This window comes from Pseudoalteromonas sp. 2CM36K (assembly GCF_023161865.1).
Classification (GTDB): domain Bacteria; phylum Pseudomonadota; class Gammaproteobacteria; order Enterobacterales; family Alteromonadaceae; genus Pseudoalteromonas; species Pseudoalteromonas tetraodonis.
Window position 1 is genome coordinate 73,814 of record NZ_JALNTK010000015.1, and the last position, 20,872, is coordinate 94,685.

Here is a 20,872-nt window from a genome sequence, read left to right on the forward strand (position 1 = left end):
TTCCAACTGCGTTTTTTGCTAAAAAAAGTAGCCGCCCTTTCTCTTTAATATTATAAAACAACGGCTTATAGTCGTTTTCTAGTTGTTCGAATGACAAATCGCCAATAAATCGACCAAAGCTGAGCCACGTAGCAAGGCCTCTTAAATCTTTAAAATGAGGCGGCACAAATTGCGGATTTTCAATGACACCTAAGTCATGCAATTGCGATATTAATCTAAAGTCATCAATTGATATTTTACCCACCAGCAATAATGGCAACTGATCAATTCGACCAAGCTGTATCGCCACCCTAATTAAGTTGTAAACTAAAACAAAGCCTTTTATGTAAGCAATATCTTTGGTAAAGGGTAAGCCGGTTGCGGTACTGCCTCTAAAAACGCGCTGTGCAAGGGTATAGCTGTCGTCTTTTGATAAACCTTGAGCAACGTAATCTCGGTAAATATCGATAAACTCAGCGCCATCAATTACTTTCGTCACCGCTTGAATACGGTTTACTAATTTTGATAAGCGACGTGGTGTTGATTTAAGAGTAATAATTTCCGTCAGTACTGCAAGCCCCTCTTGGGTCACCGTAGAGCTTGGTGTGCCTTTACTCAAGCAAGTTAAATAAGGTTGCGCTAAGCCATTTTGAGTGGTGCCTACATGGATCCAGCCCTCGTGCACCTCTAAAATATCTAATTCGCGCTGAGAAAACTTAACATCTTGATTGAGCTTAATATTATTAGCACCTGCTGCCGCATCGCTGACAATACCATCACTTAGCATCACTTCTACGTTTATTCCCGGCATGCTGGCATTGACCTGTTCAGATAAAATCCGCACCGCGTCGCTGGCATCAATATTTTTAGGATCTTCAGGCAAAATATCCGCTGCAAGTAAATTTTTTAAAGGCTGTTCGAGCATATTAGCCAGTTCTGATAGCGATGGCTCACCGGCATGAAACAAATCTTTAGGATGACCAAATAGCTCCACTGATAAGTCATGAAACTCTGGCGTACCGCGGTATTCAAGCATACTCAGAACCGTTTTATATTCGGTACACATTTTACCCATATATTGTGCAATTGGGTTTAATTGTCCCAACTGGTTAATAATATTGCGGTGCAGTGTTGAAAATGCTTGGCGCAACTCGCTAGGAACAAATCCTAAATCGCGCTGTTGATAATAAGCACGATCAATAAGTGGATTTTTTTGACATTTTTGTCTAAAAAATTCCTCTTTAATTTGTTTATCCCAATTTATTGCATCGAGTATTCTAATGGGTGTTTGCAATGCAATGAGTTGGTCGGATAATTCACGAGTTTTCAAAAGTAACGCTTTGTCTATCATGGTAAAAGCTCAACAAAAAGTGAACTTTGAGCATAATTTATAAATGAAAAATAACAAAGCAATATCATACTTTTTAGACTATTGTTTTTATGATGATCGACCCTCACTTCTATAGCGTATGAGTGATTAAATAAAAGGGACAAACAATGAAAAATGAAATCGACAATAAACAGATTCTAGCGGTTTACGAACGCATTCAACAACGCGGAGAAGTCACAGAAGAAGGTAAATTTTATCAAGGGATCACTGCATATTCTGACATAGATGGCTATACCGTCTATTTACAAGGTAGTGGTGTTTTACTTCGCTTTGGGTTTCATAATACTTATCACCTTGATTATGAACATGACAAACACAAAGACGACTTTTTGAAAAAACTTTACAACATAGCTAATGAAGAGTGATGCGATCAACATACCGACGAAACAGACCAACCAGTTCGCGCAATTTGCAGTTTATTAATCAAGTTATTGCGCAATTAAAAGCAGAGCCTGAAAAACTGCAACTCATCAAAAACAACCTTGCTTATTACCGTGCGCAAACGCATTTAAAGCGTGGATTTTTACTTGCAATAGAACGTTTTGATTGGGTATTTGAAGCGACCGATAATATTGATGAAATTTGCGACCAAATTATGGCTGACGATTATATTGGCAACCGTTTAAGACGTTATCCTTTGTTATTTAAAGGCGTTGTTGAAACCTAAACAGCGTCTTTATTTATCTCTTCACTAAGTTAACATTTCTGTAAATTAATCTCATATTTCACTTCCTGAATCTTTTTTCTTGGATCTTCCGACAAACTCGCCTTACCACTTTTTAAAGTAACCTGCCCACAAAAAATACAATTAGTACTCTAATAGTTATCACACTAATAAATAAATCATTAAAAGTTTCACCAATCATGTAAACAAATAATTACACCGCAAAATTCAATCAAAAAAATACACGTAACAAATTGTTATTAAATGATATTTTATAAAAACCCAGCTTGTTAATATAACTTCATTTTAGACTTATTTTATTAAATATTTATCCACATTTCAGACACTCACCATTTGCAGGAACCTTGAATTGTTAGAGCTATTACCTTAAGCTTATCTTTATTGAACGATCAATTAATAAAAATTATGCCTAAAGTTGGAATGGAACCTGTAAGGCGTCAGCAGCTAATTGACGCAACAATAGAGTCAGTTGCGCAAAAAGGGTTACAAGCAACCACAATTAATAGTATTAGCAAAAATGCGGGGATGTCCTCTGGCATAATTAGCCATTATTTTGGTGGGAAACAGGGGCTAATTGAAGCAACTGTGCGTTACTTACTGTCTAACTTGAAAGATGATTTGATCAGCAAGGTAGATGAAAAGACCACACCAACTCAAAGGTTAATGTTTATTGTTGAATCAAACTTTGCGCTAGTACAACAACGAAAAGACACCACTCGGACGTGGTTAAGCTTTTGGGCGCAATCAATGCACGACAAGGAACTTCATCGTTTACAAAATGTAAACAGCAAACGCTTGCAAAGCAATTTAACCGTTTCATTTAAGCAATTAATGCCTTTAGCGCAAGCAAATCTCGCGGCAGAGTTAACCGCAGCAATGATTGATGGTTTATGGCTACGAGCCGTATTAAGCCAATCAGACGAAAATCAGTTTAAACACAGTGAATCACTGGCTAAAAACTACGTGCATTCACTTATCAAGCAATATGGAGCCTAACGTGACTACACCTATCTATCAAAACTTTATCAACGGTCAATTCCTTGCAAACAAAAGCGGCGAAACATTTGATGTAGTAAACCCTGCAACCGGCCAAGTAATTTATGCCGTTGAAGTTGCCGATGAATACGTTCAAAACGCAGCAATTGAAAGTGCAAAACAAGGCTTTAAAGTTTGGTCAGCTATGACCCCTATTGAGCGCAGCCGTATTTTATTAAACGCCGTTGCTATTTTACGCAAGCGTAATGATGAGCTTGCACTAGTTGAAGTGCTCGATACCGGTAAACCAATGCAAGAAGCTAACTGCGTAGATGTTGAAACAGGTGCAGATGTAATTGAATATTTTGCAGGCCTTGCCCCTGCGCAAGTTGGTCAACAACAAATGGTTGGCGATGACTTTTACTACACACGCAAAGAGCCTTTAGGTATTTGTGCTGGTATTGGTGCATGGAACTACCCATTACAAATTGCATGTTGGAAGTCTGGCCCTGCCCTTGCAGCGGGTAATGCATTTATTTTTAAACCTTCAGAAGAAACCCCGCTTGGCGCAATTAAATTAGCCGAGGTGTTTATTGAAGCAGGTGTACCCGCTGGCGTATTCAATGTAGTTCAAGGCGCGAGTGAGGTAGGCCAATGGCTTACTGCACACCAAAATATTGAAAAAGTATCATTTACTGGTGAAGTAGGTACCGGTAAAAAAGTCGTCGCCAGTGCTGCAGGTACATTAAAAGATGTGACTATGGAACTAGGTGGTAAATCGCCGTTACTTGTCTTTGACGATGCCAATATAGAGCAAGCAGTAAGCGCGGCAATGTTAGGGAACTTTTATACCCAAGGTGAAATTTGTACTAATTGCACTCGTATCTATGTTCACAAAAATGTGTACCAGCAGTTTATTGATGAGCTTAAAACACGCACCGAAAACAATATTATTGCCGGCGATCCACAAGATTTAAACACTAACTTTGGCGCGCTTATTTCTAAAAAGCATCAAGATTTAGTGCTGAGCTACATCAACAAAGGCATTGAGGAAGGGGCAACGCTATTAACCGGTGGCTCAACGCTTTCACCAGCCTCAGCGCCAAATGGTTATTTTGTAGCGCCAACCGTATTTGTTGATTGCAACGATGAAATGACCATCGTCAAAGAAGAAATTTTTGGCCCAGTAATGAGCGTTTTAGTGTTTGATGACGAAGATGATGTTATTGCACGTGCTAACGGCACTCACTTAGGTTTAGCTGCAGGCGTTTTCACAAGCGATATTAAACGTGCTCATCGCGTTATTCATCAGCTACAAGCGGGGATTTGTTGGATCAATGCTTACGGTAACTCGCCGGCAGAAATGCCTGTAGGTGGCTATAAGCAATCAGGTATCGGCCGCGAAAACGGCATACAAACGCTTGATCATTACACGCAAACTAAGTCTGTTTATGTTGGTATGGCTGACATAGAAAGCCCATTTTAAGGAATCATTATGAACCACTCTTTTGATTATATTATTGTAGGCGCAGGGTCGGCAGGCTGTGTGTTAGCAAATCGCTTGTCTGAAGATTCAAATAACAAGGTATTATTACTTGAAACCGGCGGCAGCGATAAAAGCATCTTTATTAAAATGCCCACTGCTCTGTCGATTCCAATGAATACCGATAAGTATGCGTGGCAATTTCATACGCAGCCAGAAAAGTACTTAGATAACCGTGAAATGCACTGCCCACGCGGTAAAGTGCTTGGCGGCTCATCATCTATTAATGGCATGGTGTATGTACGTGGTCATGCAAAAGATTTTGATGAATGGCAGCAACATGGCGCTAATGGCTGGAATTATCAAGCATGTTTACCGTATTTTAAAAAAGCAGAAAGTTTTTACCTAGGTGAAAACAGCCATCGTGGTGGAAAAGGCCCCCTTGGCGTTAATAACGGTAATAACATGGAAAACCCTTTGTATAGCGCCTTTATTGATGCTGGTGCTCAAGCGGGTTATGCCACTACAGCTGATTATAATAGTGCTCAACAAGAAGGCTTTGGCCCTATGCACATGACCGTTAAAAACGGTGTGCGCAGCTCAGCCTCTCGTGAATATTTAGATCCGATTAAACATCGCAGTAACCTAACAATTGTAACCGATGCACTTGCGCAGCGCGTTATTTTAGACGGTAAAAAAGCAACCGGTGTTGAATACAAGCTCAATGGCACAGTTAAAACAGCCACAGCAAGTAAAGAGGTTATTTTAAGTGCGGGCTCTATCGGTTCTCCTCACCTGTTACAACTGTCCGGTATTGGTGATACACAAATACTTGAAAAAGCAGGTGTTGAAGTAAAACATCACCTACCAGGTGTTGGTCAAAACTTGCAAGACCATTTAGAGTTTTACTTTCAATATAAGTGTAAACAACCCATTACCTTAAACGGTAAATTAGGCTTATTTTCTAAAGGTTTAATTGGTGCAAAATGGCTGCTTACCCGTAAAGGTTTAGGCTCAACTAATCACTTTGAATCATGTGCCTTTATTCGCTCAAAACCCGGTGTTGAATGGCCTGATATTCAGTATCACTTTTTACCCGCAGCAATGCGTTATGATGGACGCAGTGCATTTGCAGGGCATGGTTTTCAAGTGCATGTAGGTCATAACAAACCTAAAAGTCGTGGTAGTGTCACCATTGCCTCAGCGGATCCGACGCAGCCACCAAAGATTGTGTTTAATTATCTTGAGCACCAAGACGACACTGAAGGCTTTAGGGCGTGCGTACGTTTAACGCGTGAAATTATTGAACAACCTGCCTTTGACGACTTTCGTGGTGAAGAAATTCAACCAGGGCAACAAGTTCAAACGGATGAGCAAATTGATGCCTTTGTGCGCAAAGCAGTGGAAAGTGCTTACCACCCTTCTTGCTCTTGTAAAATGGGTGAAGACGACATGGCTGTAGTTAACTCAAATACCCAAGTGCATGGCATGCAAAGCTTGCGTGTAGTTGACTCGTCGATTTTTCCAACCATACCTAATGGTAATTTAAATGCGCCTACCATTATGGTGGCCGAAAAAGCCGCTGATATTATTTTAGGTAATAAGCCTTTAGCTCATACAGGAGTTGATGTTGTGAATGCCACTGATTGGCAAACTTCACAACGAAATAAAACCCTTTAATTTAGCCTGCCATAAAGGCCACTCTTTTAAGTAAAATGCTTTAAGGAGTGCCTTTATGCGCCTTGCAGTGGCTCACAAGCATAAATAGGTTATGCCTGTGTTAATGCAAGCACAATAAAAAACGGAGTATATATGTGTTATTTTTATTCATTCTGGGAGGGCGATAATGACTATTTGGCTTAATGCAGGCATTATTTTCACCTTACTTGCCATTGTTACTATTTTAATAAAATGGGGTAATGTACGTGTAGTTGGCGTCACACCAGTGAGAACATTCACTTTTATAGCAATCCTGTTTACCTCAGGCCTAGACGTTGGCCTTATTATGTTTCCTTTAACCGAATTTGCCGGTTATGCAGACATAAAAGCAAGCCCAGAATATGCATTTGCCAACCCACTCTCTATTGAGTTTGGTTATTGGGGATTTTTAATTTGGGGATTTTATTTTCTTACGTGCTTTTATTTCTGTGTAATAGAACCCAAAGTGAAATTTTTTGAAATTCCATGGGTTAAGTTTATAAATAATGTCGTTATTATTGGTACCTGTGCGTTTACCGCTTACTTATTACTGAGTAACTTGCCGTGGTATTTACCTGAACTCGGTGATGGCTCAAATGTTATTCCTGCGTTTTACTTAATCGTGCTTGCCGCTATTTGCTTTGCGGTGTATTCAAGTACCGATATTAAATATGTACGCTTTTTAAGTATTGCAACTACTTGGTTGTTTATAGCCCTAATTGGCTTTATGTGGGCTGATGCCTTCTTATTTGGCGACAGTGAACTCTCTGCATTTACTAAAAACATCGGATTAATTGGTAATTACTTTGCCAACATCAATGAGTTTGTATTACCACTGAATGATTACCATGAGTTTTACTTATTTTGGTGGTTTGCGTGGAGTATTATGATTGGTCAATTTACATCGCGTTTTGTGGGCGGTTTAAAAACATACCAAGTACTGGGCGCTATGTTAATTTTCCCGTCAATTCCAATCGCTATCTGGTTTAGTGTGTTATATCACTATCACGAAGCCGGCATTCCAACTTCAGGTATTAAAAACTTTGCCATGGTGTTTGTAGGTATCGTGTTTGTTATTAACTCGCTCGATTCACTGATCCGTTTATACACAGATAATTTAAACTTAACTGTAAAACGCCTTGGTAAATTTAAGTACATTGCCATGAACGTTGTCGCTTTGTCGCTACTAACATTGCTATTTAAGCTTGAGTTTTTACAAATTCAATGGGTTGGTGCTTTAGTTATAGGGTTATTCTTTATTTGTATTGGTTTTATTGCCTATAGCAAACTTAAAACAGTCAGCAATATCGAAGGATCGCCAAAAGCGAATAAAATTGATTACACAAAAATAGAAACAATCAGCTAGGAAATCACATGAACAATAAATTAAAACACCTTTTTATCGCTTTACCATTAACTGTTTTATCAACAACAGCAGCGGCTAACTGGTCAACAACGATTACGGCTGCATCTGATTACACCTTTAATGGTGTAACTCAAACAGATAACGATCCTGCGCTACAAGCAAGTCTTGACTACGCGTATGATAACGGTGTTTATGCCGGTGTATGGGCATCAAACGTAGATTTTGGTGATGACACCGACTTTGAACTAGATGCATACGTAGGCCGATACATTCAGTTAAACGAACAAGTAAGCCTTGATTACGGTATTGCTTATTACACTTACCAAGGTAATAACAGCGATGGTAACTACGCAGAAGCGTATACTAAATTTGGTTACGCCAGTGACTACGGCCAAACAGAGCTTAACTTTTGGTACAGCTGGGATTACTTTGGCTACGATACTGGCCATGTGATTTCGATGATTGCGCACACTTTCGAGCTTGCGCCAAATCATGCGATTCGTGCCAGCTTTGATATTTCAAACTCACTCGATGGCAATAAGTTCCAATGGGATGAAGCTAAGGGCGACAAATCGTATTATCACTACCGCTTAGCGTACCAAACAAGCTATGAAGGGTTTGGTATTGAAGTAGCAGCTGAGAATACCAGCTTGGACTACGATTACGCCGATGAGCGAATTGTACTTGCTATCTCACGTACTTTTGACTTGTAATAACTAGGTTTACCATTTAGTAAAACAAAAAACACGCTACCCAGTAGCGTGTTTTTTATTGCCTAGCAAAACCTTGCTTTCATAATGTTTATAACCTTATAACTGCCACGCATAACTGACTTTAGTACAGAAAGTACATTGGTCACGCTCAATGCTTTTTAACGAGTCACCCTGATAGCCTTTATCTGAATAACCTAAATAAAATAACGTTTGTGCGTTAATTTTGTATGAGTAAACCAGCTGACTTCCATAATCTTTGTTGATTTCGCTAACCTGATAAAATAAGCATCTTCATTTCTGTCTATATCTTCAAACTGTAAAATCAGCTTAAGCATAGCGCGCATACTAAACTTATAATAAAGCCTAAAATCAACAAGGTTTGCGGTAAGAACACGTCGCCCTTGGTAATCATCTAGATGGCTATAATTATGCCTAACATCGACCTGCCAATGATTATTAATATCCCAAACAGCCTGCGGTTGTGTAGTTAAAACATCGCCTAACTGCTCATTAGTGTAATCTATACGGCTTGCATATTCGGCATATAACGATAATCTTAGATTTTTTGTAGGTCTAAAAGCGGCAAGTTATTGGTATCAGCATTCGCGATTTGATAATTAAGCGTATCTGACTGATTAAACCATAGCTGCCATCAACCGATAGCACCGTATTATGGTAGTCACTACTTTCTCTATGTGTAGAAGTGACACCAATAGTACCTTGTTGGCCAATATCATATTGGTATCGCGCCACCGCCGCTTTGGTTTTATCATTTAAGTTGGCAAAGCCCGAGCCTTGGTTAGTTGGCAATAAAATATTACTGTCGTCATCTGCAAACATTAGCGCATAACTGTGGCTGTCGGTTTTACCGGTGAGCTTGGCGCCAATAGTAGGCTCAGCTATGGTACGGGTATAAAGCAGTTCAAATAAATTACTTTTGAAATAAGATGCGCCATCTAAGAAAAACGGGCGTTTTTCAACGTAATAAATAGAATATGTGGTGTCTACATCCAGTTCTAACGAATCGGTTTCTACCTGAGAAAAGTCAGGGTTTATGGTGGCATTAATTACGGCATCTTTAGTAATACCCCAACGAAGATCAAGCCCTACTTCAGTGTCTACATCGCCATTATCCCACGCACCCAGGTACTTATGTTTTTTGATCGTTTCTTAATGCGGTTAAGGTTGGCGTTAATTGCAGGTTTTTACTCGGTGCTAAATTATTAAATCCGCTTATTATGTCAAACTGACACAACGAAGTAGAATGATTATGTGTCGAGAAGTTTTAATTTATTAGCCACACCATTCCAGCTATCGGCATCTTCCGGGGCGGGTTTAACTTGGGTGATGCGTGGCCATATTTCTGCTAGCTCCGCATTTAATTGGGTAAACTCTTTTTGCGATTCAGGTAATTCATCTTCTTGAAAAATAGCATCAGCGGCACACTCAGGTACGCATAAACCACAGTCAATACAGTCAATAGGGCTAATAGCCAAAAAATTAGGGCCTTCAAAAAATGCATCTGCAGGGCATACTGATACGCAATCAGTGTACTTACATTTTATACAGTTTTCGGTGACTACAAACGCCATAATGGTTTAATACCTAATGCTTTACAATAACAGCTGCGGATCATACCCAACCCTTACCAAAACACAATAAATAAGTGCCAAAAGTGGGCAATTTAACGTAATATATGGCGCTTATAAATCAGCGCTTTGTGCACCCCCCTTATTGTGAGCGGAATTTAATCCCCGCTATGACACCTAAAGAGATATTAATGATACGTTTAACCGAAATAAAGCTGCCGCTTGACCATGACGAAAATGCCATAGGCCAAGCCATCATCAATAAATTAAATATAAGCCCAGAGCAGCTACACAGCTACAATGTGTTTAAACGCGGTTACGATGCACGTAAAAAAAGCGCTATTTTACTGATTTACACGCTTGATGTTGAAGTGGATAACGAAGCACAACTGTTAACCTCGTTTGAAAAAGACCAACACGTTAAAGTCTCCCCTGACACCAACTACAAATTTGTAGCGCACGCCAATAGCAGTATTAAAGAACGCCCTGTGGTAATTGGCTTTGGCCCTTGTGGCTTATTTGCCGGTTTAGTGTTGGCACAAATGGGCTTTAACCCAATTATTTTAGAGCGCGGTAAAGAAGTGCGTGAGCGCACCAAAGACACCTTTGGCTTTTGGCGTAAAAAGGCCCTTAATACAGAATCAAACGTACAGTTTGGTGAAGGTGGCGCAGGCACGTTCTCAGACGGTAAGCTCTACAGCCAAGTAAAAGATCCAAAACATTATGGCCGTAAAGTCATTACTGAGTTTGTAGAGGCCGGCGCGCCTGAAGAAATTTTATACGTGAGTAAGCCGCATATTGGTACTTTTAAACTAGTAACCATGATTGAAAAAATGCGTGCCCGTATTATAGAACTTGGTGGAGAAATTCGTTTTAGCACCCGCGTTGACGATATTCATTTAGACAAAGGCCAAGTGACTGGGCTTACACTTTCTAATGGTGAACAGCTTGAAACTCGCCATGTGATATTAGCGGTTGGCCACAGTGCCCGCGATACGTTTAAAATGATCCACGATAAAGGCATTTATGTTGAAGCTAAACCCTTTTCAGTGGGCTTTAGAATAGAACATAAGCAATCAATGATTGATGAATGCCGCTTTGGCGATAATGCGGGTAACCCTATTTTAGGCTCAGCAGATTACAAATTAGTACACCATTGTAATAACGGCCGTACTGTATATAGCTTTTGTATGTGTCCTGGCGGCACGGTGGTTGCCGCTACATCTGAAGAAGGCCGAGTCGTCACCAATGGCATGAGCCAATATTCACGTAGTGAACGTAATGCTAACAGCGCTATTGTAGTGGGTATTTCGCCAGAAAAAGACTTCCCTGGGCATCCCCTAGCCGGCATTGATTTACAGCGTAAGCTAGAAGAGCAAGCCTATGAACTTGGTGGTAAAAACTACGATGCCCCTGCACAGCTGATTGGCGACTTTTTAAAAGGTAAATCATCGGCTAATTTAGGGGATGTACAGCCTTCGTATACACCAGGTATAAAACTGACTGATTTAAGCAAAGTACTGCCAGCTTTTGCGATTGAAGCCTTGCGTGAAGCAATTCCTGCCTTTAACAAACAAATTCGTGGCTTTTCAACCAAGGATGGCTTACTAACGGGTGTAGAAACGCGTACTTCATCACCTATCAGTATCAAGCGCGATAAAACTTTCCAAAGTATTAATACTAAAGGGCTTTACCCTGCAGGTGAAGGCGCAGGTTATGCAGGCGGTATTTTATCAGCGGGTATTGATGGCATTAAAGCCGCAGAGGCGGTTGCGTTATCGATGCTAGAAAACGCCTAACTCGATTTAATCGACCTTTACCGAAAAACCTCACAATGTGAGGTTTTTTTGTGCTAAAAATAACCTGTGTTTCCATAAAATAGATAATAACAATGAGTATAAAACGGCTACTTTTAATCTTATGTGTTTGTACAATAACTAACTTACACGCAGCGGCTAACAATACAGAGCTTAAAACCATTAGTGACATTCACAGTGCCTATAAAAATAATACCACCACCGCTGAGCAGCTTACCCGCACTTATATCAACAGAATAAACGAGCTCAATCCTAAATATAATGCAGTAATTAGTATTGAGCCCACTGCAATTGAACAAGCCAAACAACTCGATGCACTGTTTAAAGCCGGAAAATGGGCAGGCCCTTTACATGGTATAGCGGTATTACTAAAAGATAACATTGAAACAACAGGTACATTACCTACCACAGCGGGCTCACTGGCACTTAAAAATAACGTTACCGATAAAGATGCCTTTGTGGTTAAACAATTACGCCAAGCAGGGGCGATTATTTTAGGTAAAGCGAACTTAAGTGAATGGGCTAATTTTCGCTCATCGTATTCATCATCTGGTTGGAGTGCAATAGGTGGGCAAACCCATAACGCCCATGATGTAACTCGTAATCCGTGTGGTTCAAGCTCGGGCTCTGCTGTGGCGGTTGCTTTAAATTTTGCGCCTATTGCGCTGGGCACTGAAACCGACGGCTCAATTACCTGCCCTGCTTCGGTTAATGGGGTGTACGCCATTAAACCCAGCATGGGGCAAGTTTCGCGCGCAGGCGTGATCCCTCTTTCTAGTAGCCAAGATTCGGTAGGCCCAATGGCGCATTCTTTAAAAGATGCACTCGCAGTATTATCAGTCATTCAAGGTGAAGACTCAGACGATGTATCGACACTCAACGTAAATAGAAAGCTTGATAGTATAGCGCCTAAGCCATCACTGAGGATAGGCGCGTTACCTGCCAGTAAGTTTACTGTGGCAACACAAAAGCTTTACGCTAAGCAGTTACAAACATTAAAAGACGCAGGTCATACCGTTGTCAATGTTGCAGTAAAAGATGACTTAAGCACGCTTTACGTTGATGAATACGCCATCCTACTTTACGACTTTAAAGCCGAAATTAACCACTACTTAAGCAAAACACCAACGCAGGTAACCGTAAAAAGTTTAGATGAGTTAATCGCATTTAATAGCGCAAATAAACAGCAGGAAATGCCCTACTTTGAGCAAGATATTTTACAACAAGCTAACGCGGTTGATTTGAGTGAAATACAACGATACAAAAGCACCAAAGCGCGATATCGCGCACTAGCAAACCGCGCTATTAGCAATTTATACCGCAATAATCAGCTCGATATTATGATTGCCCCCACCGTTTCGCCCGCGTGGAAAACCGATTTAATTAACGGTGATAACTTTAAAGGCAGTAGTAGTTCATTGCCTGCTATTGCAGGGACGACCCACATCACTTTGCCAGTAGGTAAAGTCAGCCACTTACCGGTTGGTTTATCAGTTATAGCTAATCAGAACGATGAAGCGGCTGCGTATAAGTACGCTGCTATTATCGATAATGTATTAGGCATAAAAAAACCTGAGTAAACTCAGGTTTTTTTAATGGCTTAGCTATCTTACTTTTTAAGTGACAGCTTTTCGCCTTTTAAGCTTTTACGTACATTAGAAATTCGCGAACGGTTTTTCGCTCTCGCTTCACCGGTAGCTTGGCCTGATGGCTTATTAGCACGGGTGCGGCGTAAATGCGCTGGCTTTTTACCAATTTTATCAATCAGTACTTCACGATTACTTACTTCGTAACCTTCTAAGTAAACACGTTTAATTTTTTGACCAATTAAGGTTTCAATTTCAAACAACATGTTTTCTTCTTCGCGACTCACAAACGAAATTGCTTGTCCTTGGTTACCAGCACGACCGGTACGGCCAATACGGTGAACATAATCTTCAGCAAGCCAAGGTAAATCAATATTAATAACACGTGGTAAACCGTCAATATCAATACCACGGGCCGCTACTTCTGTTGCAACGAGTACGCGTACTTTGCCTTCTTTGAATTCACGTAACGCACGACGACGGTTACCCTGCGATTTATCACCATGACACACTGCCGCTGGGATACCGTCTAGGTTAAGTTCAGTGACTAGCTCATCTGCGGTTTCTTTCATGTTTACAAACACCAGCACTTGCTGCCAGTTTTTCTTACCAATTAGCTCAGAAAGTAACTCTTGCTTACGGCGCTCTTCTACCGGGTAAACCACGTGTTGTACTGTGCTTGCGGTGCTGTTAGTTTGATCAACACGGACAATTTCAGGTTGCTTTAGCACTTTAGAGGCAAATTGTTTAATTGCTGCTGGGAAAGTTGCTGAAAACAATAAGATTTGACGCTCATCAGCACAGCTTTTTATTACGCTTTGCATGTCATTAATAAAGCCCATATCGAGCATACGGTCAGCTTCATCAAGGACTAAATGTTTTACTTGGGCAAGGCTTAAGTTACCTAAACGAATATGATCAAGTAAACGCCCTGGTGTTGCTACTACAATATCCACACCTTCTTTGAGTGCAATTTCTTGTCCTGCGGTATTAACACCACCAAATAAACTCACTACTTTTAACTGAGTATACTTAGCAAAGTTTTTAAAGTTATTCGCTATTTGCTCTGCAAGCTCTCGCGTAGGCGCAAGGACTAAGGCGCTTGGCGCATTCGTAGTACTGCTATCTGACTCAAATAACTTTTGGATAATAGGGAGTGCAAAGGCAGCGGTTTTACCTGTACCGGTTTGAGCACTTGCTAAAACGTCTTTACCTTTACGAACAGCCGGAATAGCTGCGCGCTGAATGGGCGTAAGGGTGTGGTAATTAAGTTCGTCTAACGCCTGAATAAGTTCAGGGGCAAAACTAAAAGATTTAAAATTCATTGCTGTATAACCTGCGGCCACATTATCAAGGGTCGCAAATTATACAGCAAATTCGCTTAAACAGTTAGTTTTAAACACCAGAAACCGCTAATTTATAAAATGCAGGGTAGTTAGCTATTTCCTACAATGGCTATTCTAAATAAAGTTAATCAATAGAAGACTTTTGTACTTGATTAAGGATTAAAATTTTGATTTACAATTTGGGTAGGTATGCCTATGTTAGTTTTTGACTAGAAATTTAAATAAATTGAGTTATATAGTGAAAAAATACTCGCTTGGGGTTTAATCCTTTGTTCAATCATTACGGTAAGTGGTTGTGCAAATAGCGGTAACCCGTCAATGGAAGATTTAACAGAAGCAGATGCCAGTGCAAAAATAATAAAAGGTAAAACAACTCAGCAAGAAATACGTATAGAATTTGGAAGCCCGTATAAGACGAGCTATACAGATGGTGGACTATCAATATGGAAGTATCGTTATGATAATACTTCAGCATTTACGGTTGAAACAGTTGGCTCTATCTTACTTGCCTATGGTTTAGCTAGTACAAAATCAGAAGGCACACGTAGTGAGCTAGTAATGTTATTTGATGAAAATAATGTTGTTAAGCAGTTCAATATGTCAAATATTCCTATTGAATCTGGAACTGGCCTTTTTTAGTGTGCTAAGTATTTTAGTAAAAAATAGCCAAAGTGAGATAGGTGGGATATAAGCTCAGAGCATCCTATGAAAAGTCATTCTTAAATGCCAAAAACCCTGCGCAAACCAAACTAGAACTGGCAGTGCCTATAAGCCAAGATATTGATATTCGATTAGCGGTCACTCATGCTAATTCAGCTATGTGGCAGCTTAAACTCAACTACTATTGGCAGTGATATAAAAAGCAGCCTCTGAGTTTACAGTAGGCTGCTTTAAAAATGTGTCTAATAAAGACTTTAAGAATTTAAGATAAAATCAAAACTTTACTAATATCCACACACTGCGCTCGGCTACCGACAAAATCTTGCTCATTCAGCTGATTAATTAGCGTTTCACCTTGTTGCTGTTGCTCATCGTTGAGCGGCACGTAAGGCATTCTAAAAACGGGGTTAACCGCACCTGTCATGATCATCGCGGTGTTAATGGCAATTGGGTTTGGCTCGCAAAATAGCCAGTTCATTAATGGTTGTAATGAGTTATTAAGCGCATCATTTTTGCTATCCATTAATTGACGGAACAACCCTGGGATCAGGTTAGACGTAACTGAAATAACACCATGTGCTTTATGGATATGGCGTGCATCGTGTGCTTCGTCATCATTACCAGACCAACACGCAATGCCTTGTTGTTCATAGTGTGCTATACGCTCATTGCCACCACATTCTTTAACACCAATAAAGTGCTCATGCTGTGCTAGTGGTTCAATAATATCAGGGGTGAGGTCTTGGCCTGTGCGCCCTGCTACGTTGTAAATAAACGCCGGACCAATATCAAGCACACGTTTAAAGTGCTCTTTAACACCCGCAATTGATGTGCGCCCGTAGTAAGGGTTAATTTGCAATGAGGCATGCATGCCGCTGGCAAAACCATATTTAGTTGCTTTAATTGCTTCGCGCGTATTATTACTTCCGGTGTTGCCTACAATCAGTAATTTATCACCAAATTTATTGGCACTGTGCGCAATTAGCATTAAGTGCTCTTCCCAGTTCATTAACTGGCCTTCACCGGTGGTGCCACCAACAACTATGCCGTCAACACCCGCTGCAATTTGTATTTCAACGAGTTCATCATACTTTGCAAGATCGATTTCACCATTGGTTAAGTAAGGTGTTTTAATTGCAGTAATAAGGCTTGCTTGTTTAATTTGTTCTAGGGTGCACATAAAAAAATCATTGTTATTAATACTTGGCCTATTTGTACCATATTTACCGCGCTATTTGCAGTGATAGCCAGTATTTAATTATAAAATGGCTTGTGTTATTGGGTTTGATGATACAAAATAAATAACTGTATAAATAAACAGTATTTTATTTTTTACTATTAAGCGAGCCACTATGCGTTTATCTGACTATTTAAGCACTCACTTTTATCACACTGAAGAGTTATGCCAAGCACTCAACATAGACACTGAAACCCTTGAAAACTGGCAAGCGCAAAGCATTTTCCCTAAGCCAAGTTATTGCATTAAAAACCAGATGAGTTGCAGCTCTTATTCAGGCTTGTATGAATGTGAAGAATACGACGATTACTATCCCCGTGGCTGCGTAAACTGGGGTCAAGGAGTTATAAAGCAAAAAATTGAGTCATCTAATCAGGCGTTTAATTTGTTTGCTCAGTACTATACCCAATGCTTAGCTAAGCTTGCACAGCAAGGCTTTATATTTAACGAAGAATTGTTTGGCTGTGAAATAGAAGAACATTTACAGCAAGTGTGGCAACAATTTTTATGCAGCAAATATGGGGTGCTCACCCAAAATGGCCTGATTGATGAGATTGTGGCTGTGGATATAGGCAGATTATTAGTAGACGATATAACCGAGTTGCGCAGTAAAGCCAGTTTAGATAAAGATGAACGCACCCGCATTCACCCTGCTATGAAGCTTTTAAATAAAGCCCTCAGCCATGGCGCCGATCACGAAAAGCAACTTACATTACGTAGCCGCTATATTGATGCCCTTATTTTAAAATACGACTTATCGATTAAGTAAAGGTTACAGATCCTACTTGGCTATTAGCTTTGTGCTGTTAACCAATGGTTTTATACACATCAATATTAGTAGAGGTAATAAATGTACCTACTGCATCACCAAAGGCTTTAAAGTGTGGTGCGTTTTTATGGGCTTCAAAATGCTCAGTAGACGCCCATTGCTCACTCACTAAATAGATGGTTTGCTCAGCATCGTTTTTAACTGATAGCTCGTAACGCAGGCAGCCTACTTCTTGGCGCGAGGTCTGTTGTAAGTTTTCGAGCTCGGTTAAAAGGCGATCTGCATCGCTATTTTCACTCGTTAGTGTGGCAATTACCGTTAACATGGGTGTTCCTTGTTTAAAAAATAAAGGTGCAGCTTTGCTGCACCTGTTTTAGCTTTAGCTCTTTAGTTATTGATCCCACTGCGGTGCAAAGTCTGGCGTTGCTTGGCGGTCGTTGCAATCAAGGCCATCTATACGCGCTATGTCTTCATCATCAAGTTTAACTTTGTCGTTAAAGTTATCTTCTAAGTTTTTACGCTTGGTCGATGATGGAATGGTGGTCATGCCATTTGCATTTTCCCATGCAATAACCACTTGCGCTGGCGTTGCATCGTGTTTATTGGCAATATCTATAATGGTTTGATCGTTCAACACTTTACCAACCACAAACGGCATATAGGCTGTTACATGTATGTCATGCTGAGCACAAAAGGCGCGCAGTTTGGTGTTGGTTAAATAAGGATGCACTTCTACTTGGTTAGTAAATATTTCACGCGAGTCTAACGTTTGCATCGCTTCTTTTAAGTTCGCAATAGTGAAGTTTGAAACGCCAATATGTTTAGTTAACCCTAACTTTTTAGCTTTTAGTAGCTCAGTCAGGTATTCGCTCATAGGCTCATTGTTTGATGGTGCAGGCCAGTGAACTAGCAATAAATCAACCGAGTCAACTTGCAGCTTTTCTAATGACTTTTCTACACTTGCGATAAAGTCGTTTTTATTGAGTTTATTGTTCCATACTTTGGTGGTAATAAATAATTCATCTCTGGGGATATTACTGTCTTTAATAGCTTGGCCAACTTGTTCTTCGTTACCATAAATTTGCGCGGTATCAATATGACGAAATCCTACTTCTAACGCCATTTTTACAGATTCATAAGCAGTTTTACCTTCTAAACGAAAAGTACCCATACCTAAGTCTGGCATTTCAATTACACGTTGTGTCATAGCTTTATCCTTATTAAATAATTGGTTTAAAATTCAAACGTCGCGTTTACTAGTCGCGTTTACTAAATACACCGATTATTTTTTTGATTTAAAATTTTGACCTCATATAAACACTGAGGCCATTCATTTTTATTTCAAGACTAACCTATATGAGTTCGGCTTTATTTAGCCTGAACATTATGTTTATCTAGCCTGCCACTGTATCGAGTGACTATTAAAGCCAGTAATGAAACAACGGCCCCAATCCATGCGGTATCTTTTAGTTCCATATGCTCGACTACAAGCCCCCCTGTAACAGAGCCTAAGGCTATTCCAATATTAAACGCCGCGATGTTTAAGCCCGATGCGACATCTACCGCATTAGGAGTATGCTTTTTTGCCTGTTTTACTACATAAAGCTGCAAACCTGGTACATTACCAAATGCAAATGCCCCCCATATTAAAATAGTCAGCACCGCGGCTACTTTTGATTCCATAGTAAAGGTGAAAGCCAATAAAATAATTGTTAACGCGCTAAATATAATACTCAGTGCGCTAATTGGGCCTCGCTTGTCGGCTAATTTTCCGCCCCATATATTACCAACAGCCACCGACACACCATAAACCAGCATTATTAAACCAATAGCGGATGGTGCAAAGCCAGTTTGCAGCTCTAATATAGGCGCTAAATAAGTAAATGCGGTGAACGTACCGCCGTAGCCTAATATAGTCATTAAATAAACGAGCAATAACAGCGGCTTAACAATAACCTGTAGCTGCTCTTTAAACGTCGCCGGAATAGACTGCTTTAAGTTTTTTGGTACTAAAATAGCGCTGCCAATTAGCGCAATTAAACCTAATGCCGAAACCACTAAAAAAGTTGCACGCCAGCCAAAGTGCTGGCCAATCCATGTTCCTAATGGCACACCCGTTACAAGCGCTACCGTAAGGCCGGTAAACATAATTGCGATAGCGCTCGCCTCTTTGTCTTTACTTACCAAGCTTGTTGCTATCATTGAGCCAATAGAGAAAAATACACCGTGAGCTAAGCCTGTTAGTATGCGCGCCAGTATTAGTGTTTCGTAACTCGGCGCTTGCCAAGCTAATAAATTACCCATAACAAATAAGCCCATAAGGCTTATAAGTACCACTTTTCGGTTCCAGCGCCCCGTTAATGCAGTGAGTACCGGTGCGCCAATAGCTACACCAACTGCATATAAGCTCACTAGTAAGCCTGCTGATGGTAAGCTCACCCCTAAATCGTTTGCAATAGTTGGCACTAAACCCACTATAACAAACTCGGTTGTTCCAATTGCAAATGCGCTTAAGGTAAGCGCCCATAAAGCCAATGGCATAAATACATCCTCATTTTTTAAATAGATGCATAGTGTGTGTAAAAACCCCTTTGCAATAAATAGCATAAATGGCAAAATACTTTTGTTTATTTTGCAAATATAAATGAGTGAATTTATGCCTGTTCAAGCTAAAACTGAAGATCTAGAAATGTTTATTACCATTGTGGATTGTGGCAGTTTTTCCGGTGCGGCTAGTTTACTTGATTTAAATGTAGCTAAGGTTTCAAGAGCGCTATCTCGCCTTGAAAGCAGGCTAAACTGCACATTATTAAACAGAACAACTCGGCGTTTAGAACTGACCGAGGAAGGACATATATACATAGAATATGCGCGAAAGGCTTTAAACACTCTGCTCTTAGGGGAAGAAACAATAAAGCTACTTAAGCAAGCACCTAGCGGGCACTTGCGTATAGATGCAGCAAGCCCTTTTGTTTTACATCAACTAGCGCCACTAATTAATGAATTTAAAAAGCAATACCCGCAAATCACGCTCGATATTACCTCACACGACAATATTATTGATTTACTTGAGCGCAAAACAGATTTAGCTATTCGCATTGGAGACTTAAAAGATTCAAACCTGCATGCGCGAAAATTAGGCCAAAGTAAATTAAAACTGGTCGCAAGCGCTGATTATTTAAAAAATGCGCCACCGTTACAACAGGTTTCAGATCTTAAAAACCATAACCTAATTGGCTTCAGTGAGCCCAATACTCTTAATCAATGGCCCTTGAAACATGAGCAATCACTGCACTTTGATTTAAGGGCTAGCAGCGGCGAAACCATTAGGCATTTATGTATTGCTGATCAAGGCATAGCACTTCTCTCACAATTTATGATTGCAGAAGATTTAGCCAAAAAACGATTAATAGAAGTTTTACCCCACAGCGTGAGTAGCCCAAATAGCCGAGAGTCTATTTATGGCGTTTATTACAAAAATGGGGCGGTTTCTTCCCGTATCGTTGCATTTTTAGATTTTATACAACCGCGACTAAGTTTATAAATCGCTTTTAAATTGAGTTTAAAGAGCAACTTAAT

At 40.1% G+C, this 20,872-nt stretch carries 19 protein-coding genes and 2 pseudogenes; 13 read left to right on the plus strand and 8 right to left on the minus strand.

What is annotated here, in order from left to right; genetic code table 11:
- Nucleotides 1-55 precede the first annotated feature (55 nt).
- Nucleotides 56-1,330 (minus strand): annotated as a pseudogene (locus MTN97_RS10790) (flavohemoglobin expression-modulating QEGLA motif protein); the annotation flags it as partial.
- A gap of 146 nt (nt 1,331-1,476) precedes the next feature.
- Between MTN97_RS10790 and MTN97_RS10795 the strand changes: the two are divergent.
- From MTN97_RS10795 to MTN97_RS10825, 7 genes are all read left to right on the plus strand, one after another.
- Nucleotides 1,477-1,734, plus strand: a complete 258-nt coding sequence (locus MTN97_RS10795) for a DUF3081 domain-containing protein (protein WP_013463225.1) — start codon at nt 1,477-1,479, stop codon at nt 1,732-1,734.
- Nucleotides 1,734-2,036: a hypothetical protein gene (locus tag MTN97_RS10800; RefSeq protein ID WP_248474374.1), complete on the plus strand. Its 303-nt coding sequence runs from the start codon at nt 1,734-1,736 to the stop codon at nt 2,034-2,036. Before MTN97_RS10795 ends, MTN97_RS10800 begins: the two co-directional genes overlap by 1 nt.
- A 438-nt stretch (nt 2,037-2,474) precedes the next feature.
- Nucleotides 2,475-3,050, plus strand: a complete 576-nt coding sequence (gene betI / locus MTN97_RS10805; protein WP_008111458.1) for a transcriptional regulator BetI — start codon at nt 2,475-2,477, stop codon at nt 3,048-3,050.
- 1 nt (nt 3,051) lies between these two features.
- Entirely contained in the window at nt 3,052-4,515 is a 1,464-nt protein-coding gene (betB, locus tag MTN97_RS10810) for a betaine-aldehyde dehydrogenase (protein WP_248474375.1), read from the plus strand.
- Nucleotides 4,516-4,524: 9 nt separating this feature from the next.
- Nucleotides 4,525-6,192: a choline dehydrogenase gene (betA, locus tag MTN97_RS10815; protein ID WP_248474376.1), complete on the plus strand. Its 1,668-nt coding sequence runs from the start codon at nt 4,525-4,527 to the stop codon at nt 6,190-6,192.
- 166 nt (nt 6,193-6,358) lie between these two features.
- The gene (locus tag MTN97_RS10820) at nt 6,359-7,576 is read left to right on the plus strand and encodes a BCCT family transporter (RefSeq protein WP_036983948.1); all 1,218 of its coding nucleotides are present in this window, start codon (nt 6,359-6,361) and stop codon (nt 7,574-7,576) included.
- Between the two features lie 8 nt (nt 7,577-7,584).
- Nucleotides 7,585-8,289, plus strand: a complete 705-nt coding sequence (locus MTN97_RS10825; protein ID WP_138626922.1) for a TorF family putative porin — start codon at nt 7,585-7,587, stop codon at nt 8,287-8,289.
- A gap of 96 nt (nt 8,290-8,385) precedes the next feature.
- Here the strand turns inward: MTN97_RS10825 and MTN97_RS10830 are convergent.
- Nucleotides 8,386-9,547: pseudogene (locus MTN97_RS10830) on the minus strand (DUF5916 domain-containing protein); the annotation flags it as partial.
- 10 nt (nt 9,548-9,557) lie between these two features.
- Nucleotides 9,558-9,881 carry a ferredoxin FdxA gene (fdxA, locus tag MTN97_RS10835; RefSeq protein WP_008114035.1) on the minus strand — a complete coding sequence of 108 codons (324 nt, stop codon included), beginning with the start codon at nt 9,879-9,881 and terminating at the stop codon, nt 9,558-9,560.
- A 188-nt stretch (nt 9,882-10,069) separates the two neighbouring features.
- On the opposite strand from fdxA, the gene MTN97_RS10840 reads away from it, so the two are divergent.
- On the plus strand, nt 10,070-11,677 hold the full coding sequence (locus MTN97_RS10840) for an NAD(P)/FAD-dependent oxidoreductase (RefSeq protein WP_214552176.1): 1,608 nt from the start codon (nt 10,070-10,072) through the stop codon (nt 11,675-11,677).
- Nucleotides 11,678-11,769: 92 nt separating this feature from the next.
- Entirely contained in the window at nt 11,770-13,275 is a 1,506-nt protein-coding gene (locus tag MTN97_RS10845) for an amidase family protein (RefSeq protein ID WP_248474377.1), read from the plus strand.
- A 29-nt stretch (nt 13,276-13,304) separates the two neighbouring features.
- Here the strand turns inward: MTN97_RS10845 and MTN97_RS10850 are convergent, their stop codons facing one another.
- The gene (locus tag MTN97_RS10850) at nt 13,305-14,606 is read right to left on the minus strand and encodes a DEAD/DEAH box helicase (protein WP_248474378.1); all 1,302 of its coding nucleotides are present in this window, start codon (nt 14,604-14,606) and stop codon (nt 13,305-13,307) included.
- 339 nt (nt 14,607-14,945) lie between these two features.
- Here MTN97_RS10850 and MTN97_RS10855 point away from each other — a divergent pair, with 339 nt between their 5' ends.
- Both MTN97_RS10855 and MTN97_RS10860 read left to right on the plus strand, forming a co-directional pair.
- The gene (locus MTN97_RS10855; protein WP_248474379.1) at nt 14,946-15,266 is read left to right on the plus strand and encodes a hypothetical protein; all 321 of its coding nucleotides are present in this window, start codon (nt 14,946-14,948) and stop codon (nt 15,264-15,266) included.
- Between the two features lie 41 nt (nt 15,267-15,307).
- On the plus strand, nt 15,308-15,481 hold the full coding sequence (locus MTN97_RS10860) for a hypothetical protein (RefSeq protein WP_171034703.1): 174 nt from the start codon (nt 15,308-15,310) through the stop codon (nt 15,479-15,481).
- Between the two features lie 68 nt (nt 15,482-15,549).
- Here the strand turns inward: MTN97_RS10860 and dapA are convergent, their stop codons facing one another.
- A complete protein-coding gene (gene dapA / locus MTN97_RS10865; RefSeq protein ID WP_248474380.1) occupies nt 15,550-16,467 on the minus strand; it encodes a 4-hydroxy-tetrahydrodipicolinate synthase in 918 nt (305 codons plus the stop codon).
- A gap of 172 nt (nt 16,468-16,639) precedes the next feature.
- Between dapA and MTN97_RS10870 the strand changes: the two genes are divergently transcribed.
- Complete coding sequence (locus MTN97_RS10870) at nt 16,640-17,293, plus strand: DUF6058 family natural product biosynthesis protein (RefSeq protein WP_248474381.1); 654 nt, start codon at nt 16,640-16,642, stop codon at nt 17,291-17,293.
- 37 nt (nt 17,294-17,330) lie between these two features.
- On the opposite strand, the gene MTN97_RS10875 is transcribed toward MTN97_RS10870, so the two are convergent.
- From MTN97_RS10875 to MTN97_RS10885, 3 genes are all read right to left on the minus strand, one after another.
- On the minus strand, nt 17,331-17,618 hold the full coding sequence (locus MTN97_RS10875) for a putative quinol monooxygenase (RefSeq protein WP_248474382.1): 288 nt from the start codon (nt 17,616-17,618) through the stop codon (nt 17,331-17,333).
- Nucleotides 17,619-17,684: 66 nt separating this feature from the next.
- Nucleotides 17,685-18,500: a 2,5-didehydrogluconate reductase DkgB gene (gene dkgB / locus MTN97_RS10880; RefSeq protein ID WP_013463211.1), complete on the minus strand. Its 816-nt coding sequence runs from the start codon at nt 18,498-18,500 to the stop codon at nt 17,685-17,687.
- A gap of 161 nt (nt 18,501-18,661) precedes the next feature.
- Nucleotides 18,662-19,834 carry an MFS transporter gene (locus MTN97_RS10885; protein ID WP_248474383.1) on the minus strand — a complete coding sequence of 391 codons (1,173 nt, stop codon included), beginning with the start codon at nt 19,832-19,834 and terminating at the stop codon, nt 18,662-18,664.
- Nucleotides 19,835-19,949: 115 nt separating this feature from the next.
- Between MTN97_RS10885 and MTN97_RS10890 the strand changes: the two genes are divergently transcribed.
- Nucleotides 19,950-20,837: a LysR family transcriptional regulator gene (locus MTN97_RS10890; protein WP_171036837.1), complete on the plus strand. Its 888-nt coding sequence runs from the start codon at nt 19,950-19,952 to the stop codon at nt 20,835-20,837.
- Nucleotides 20,838-20,872: the final 35 nt, after the last annotated feature.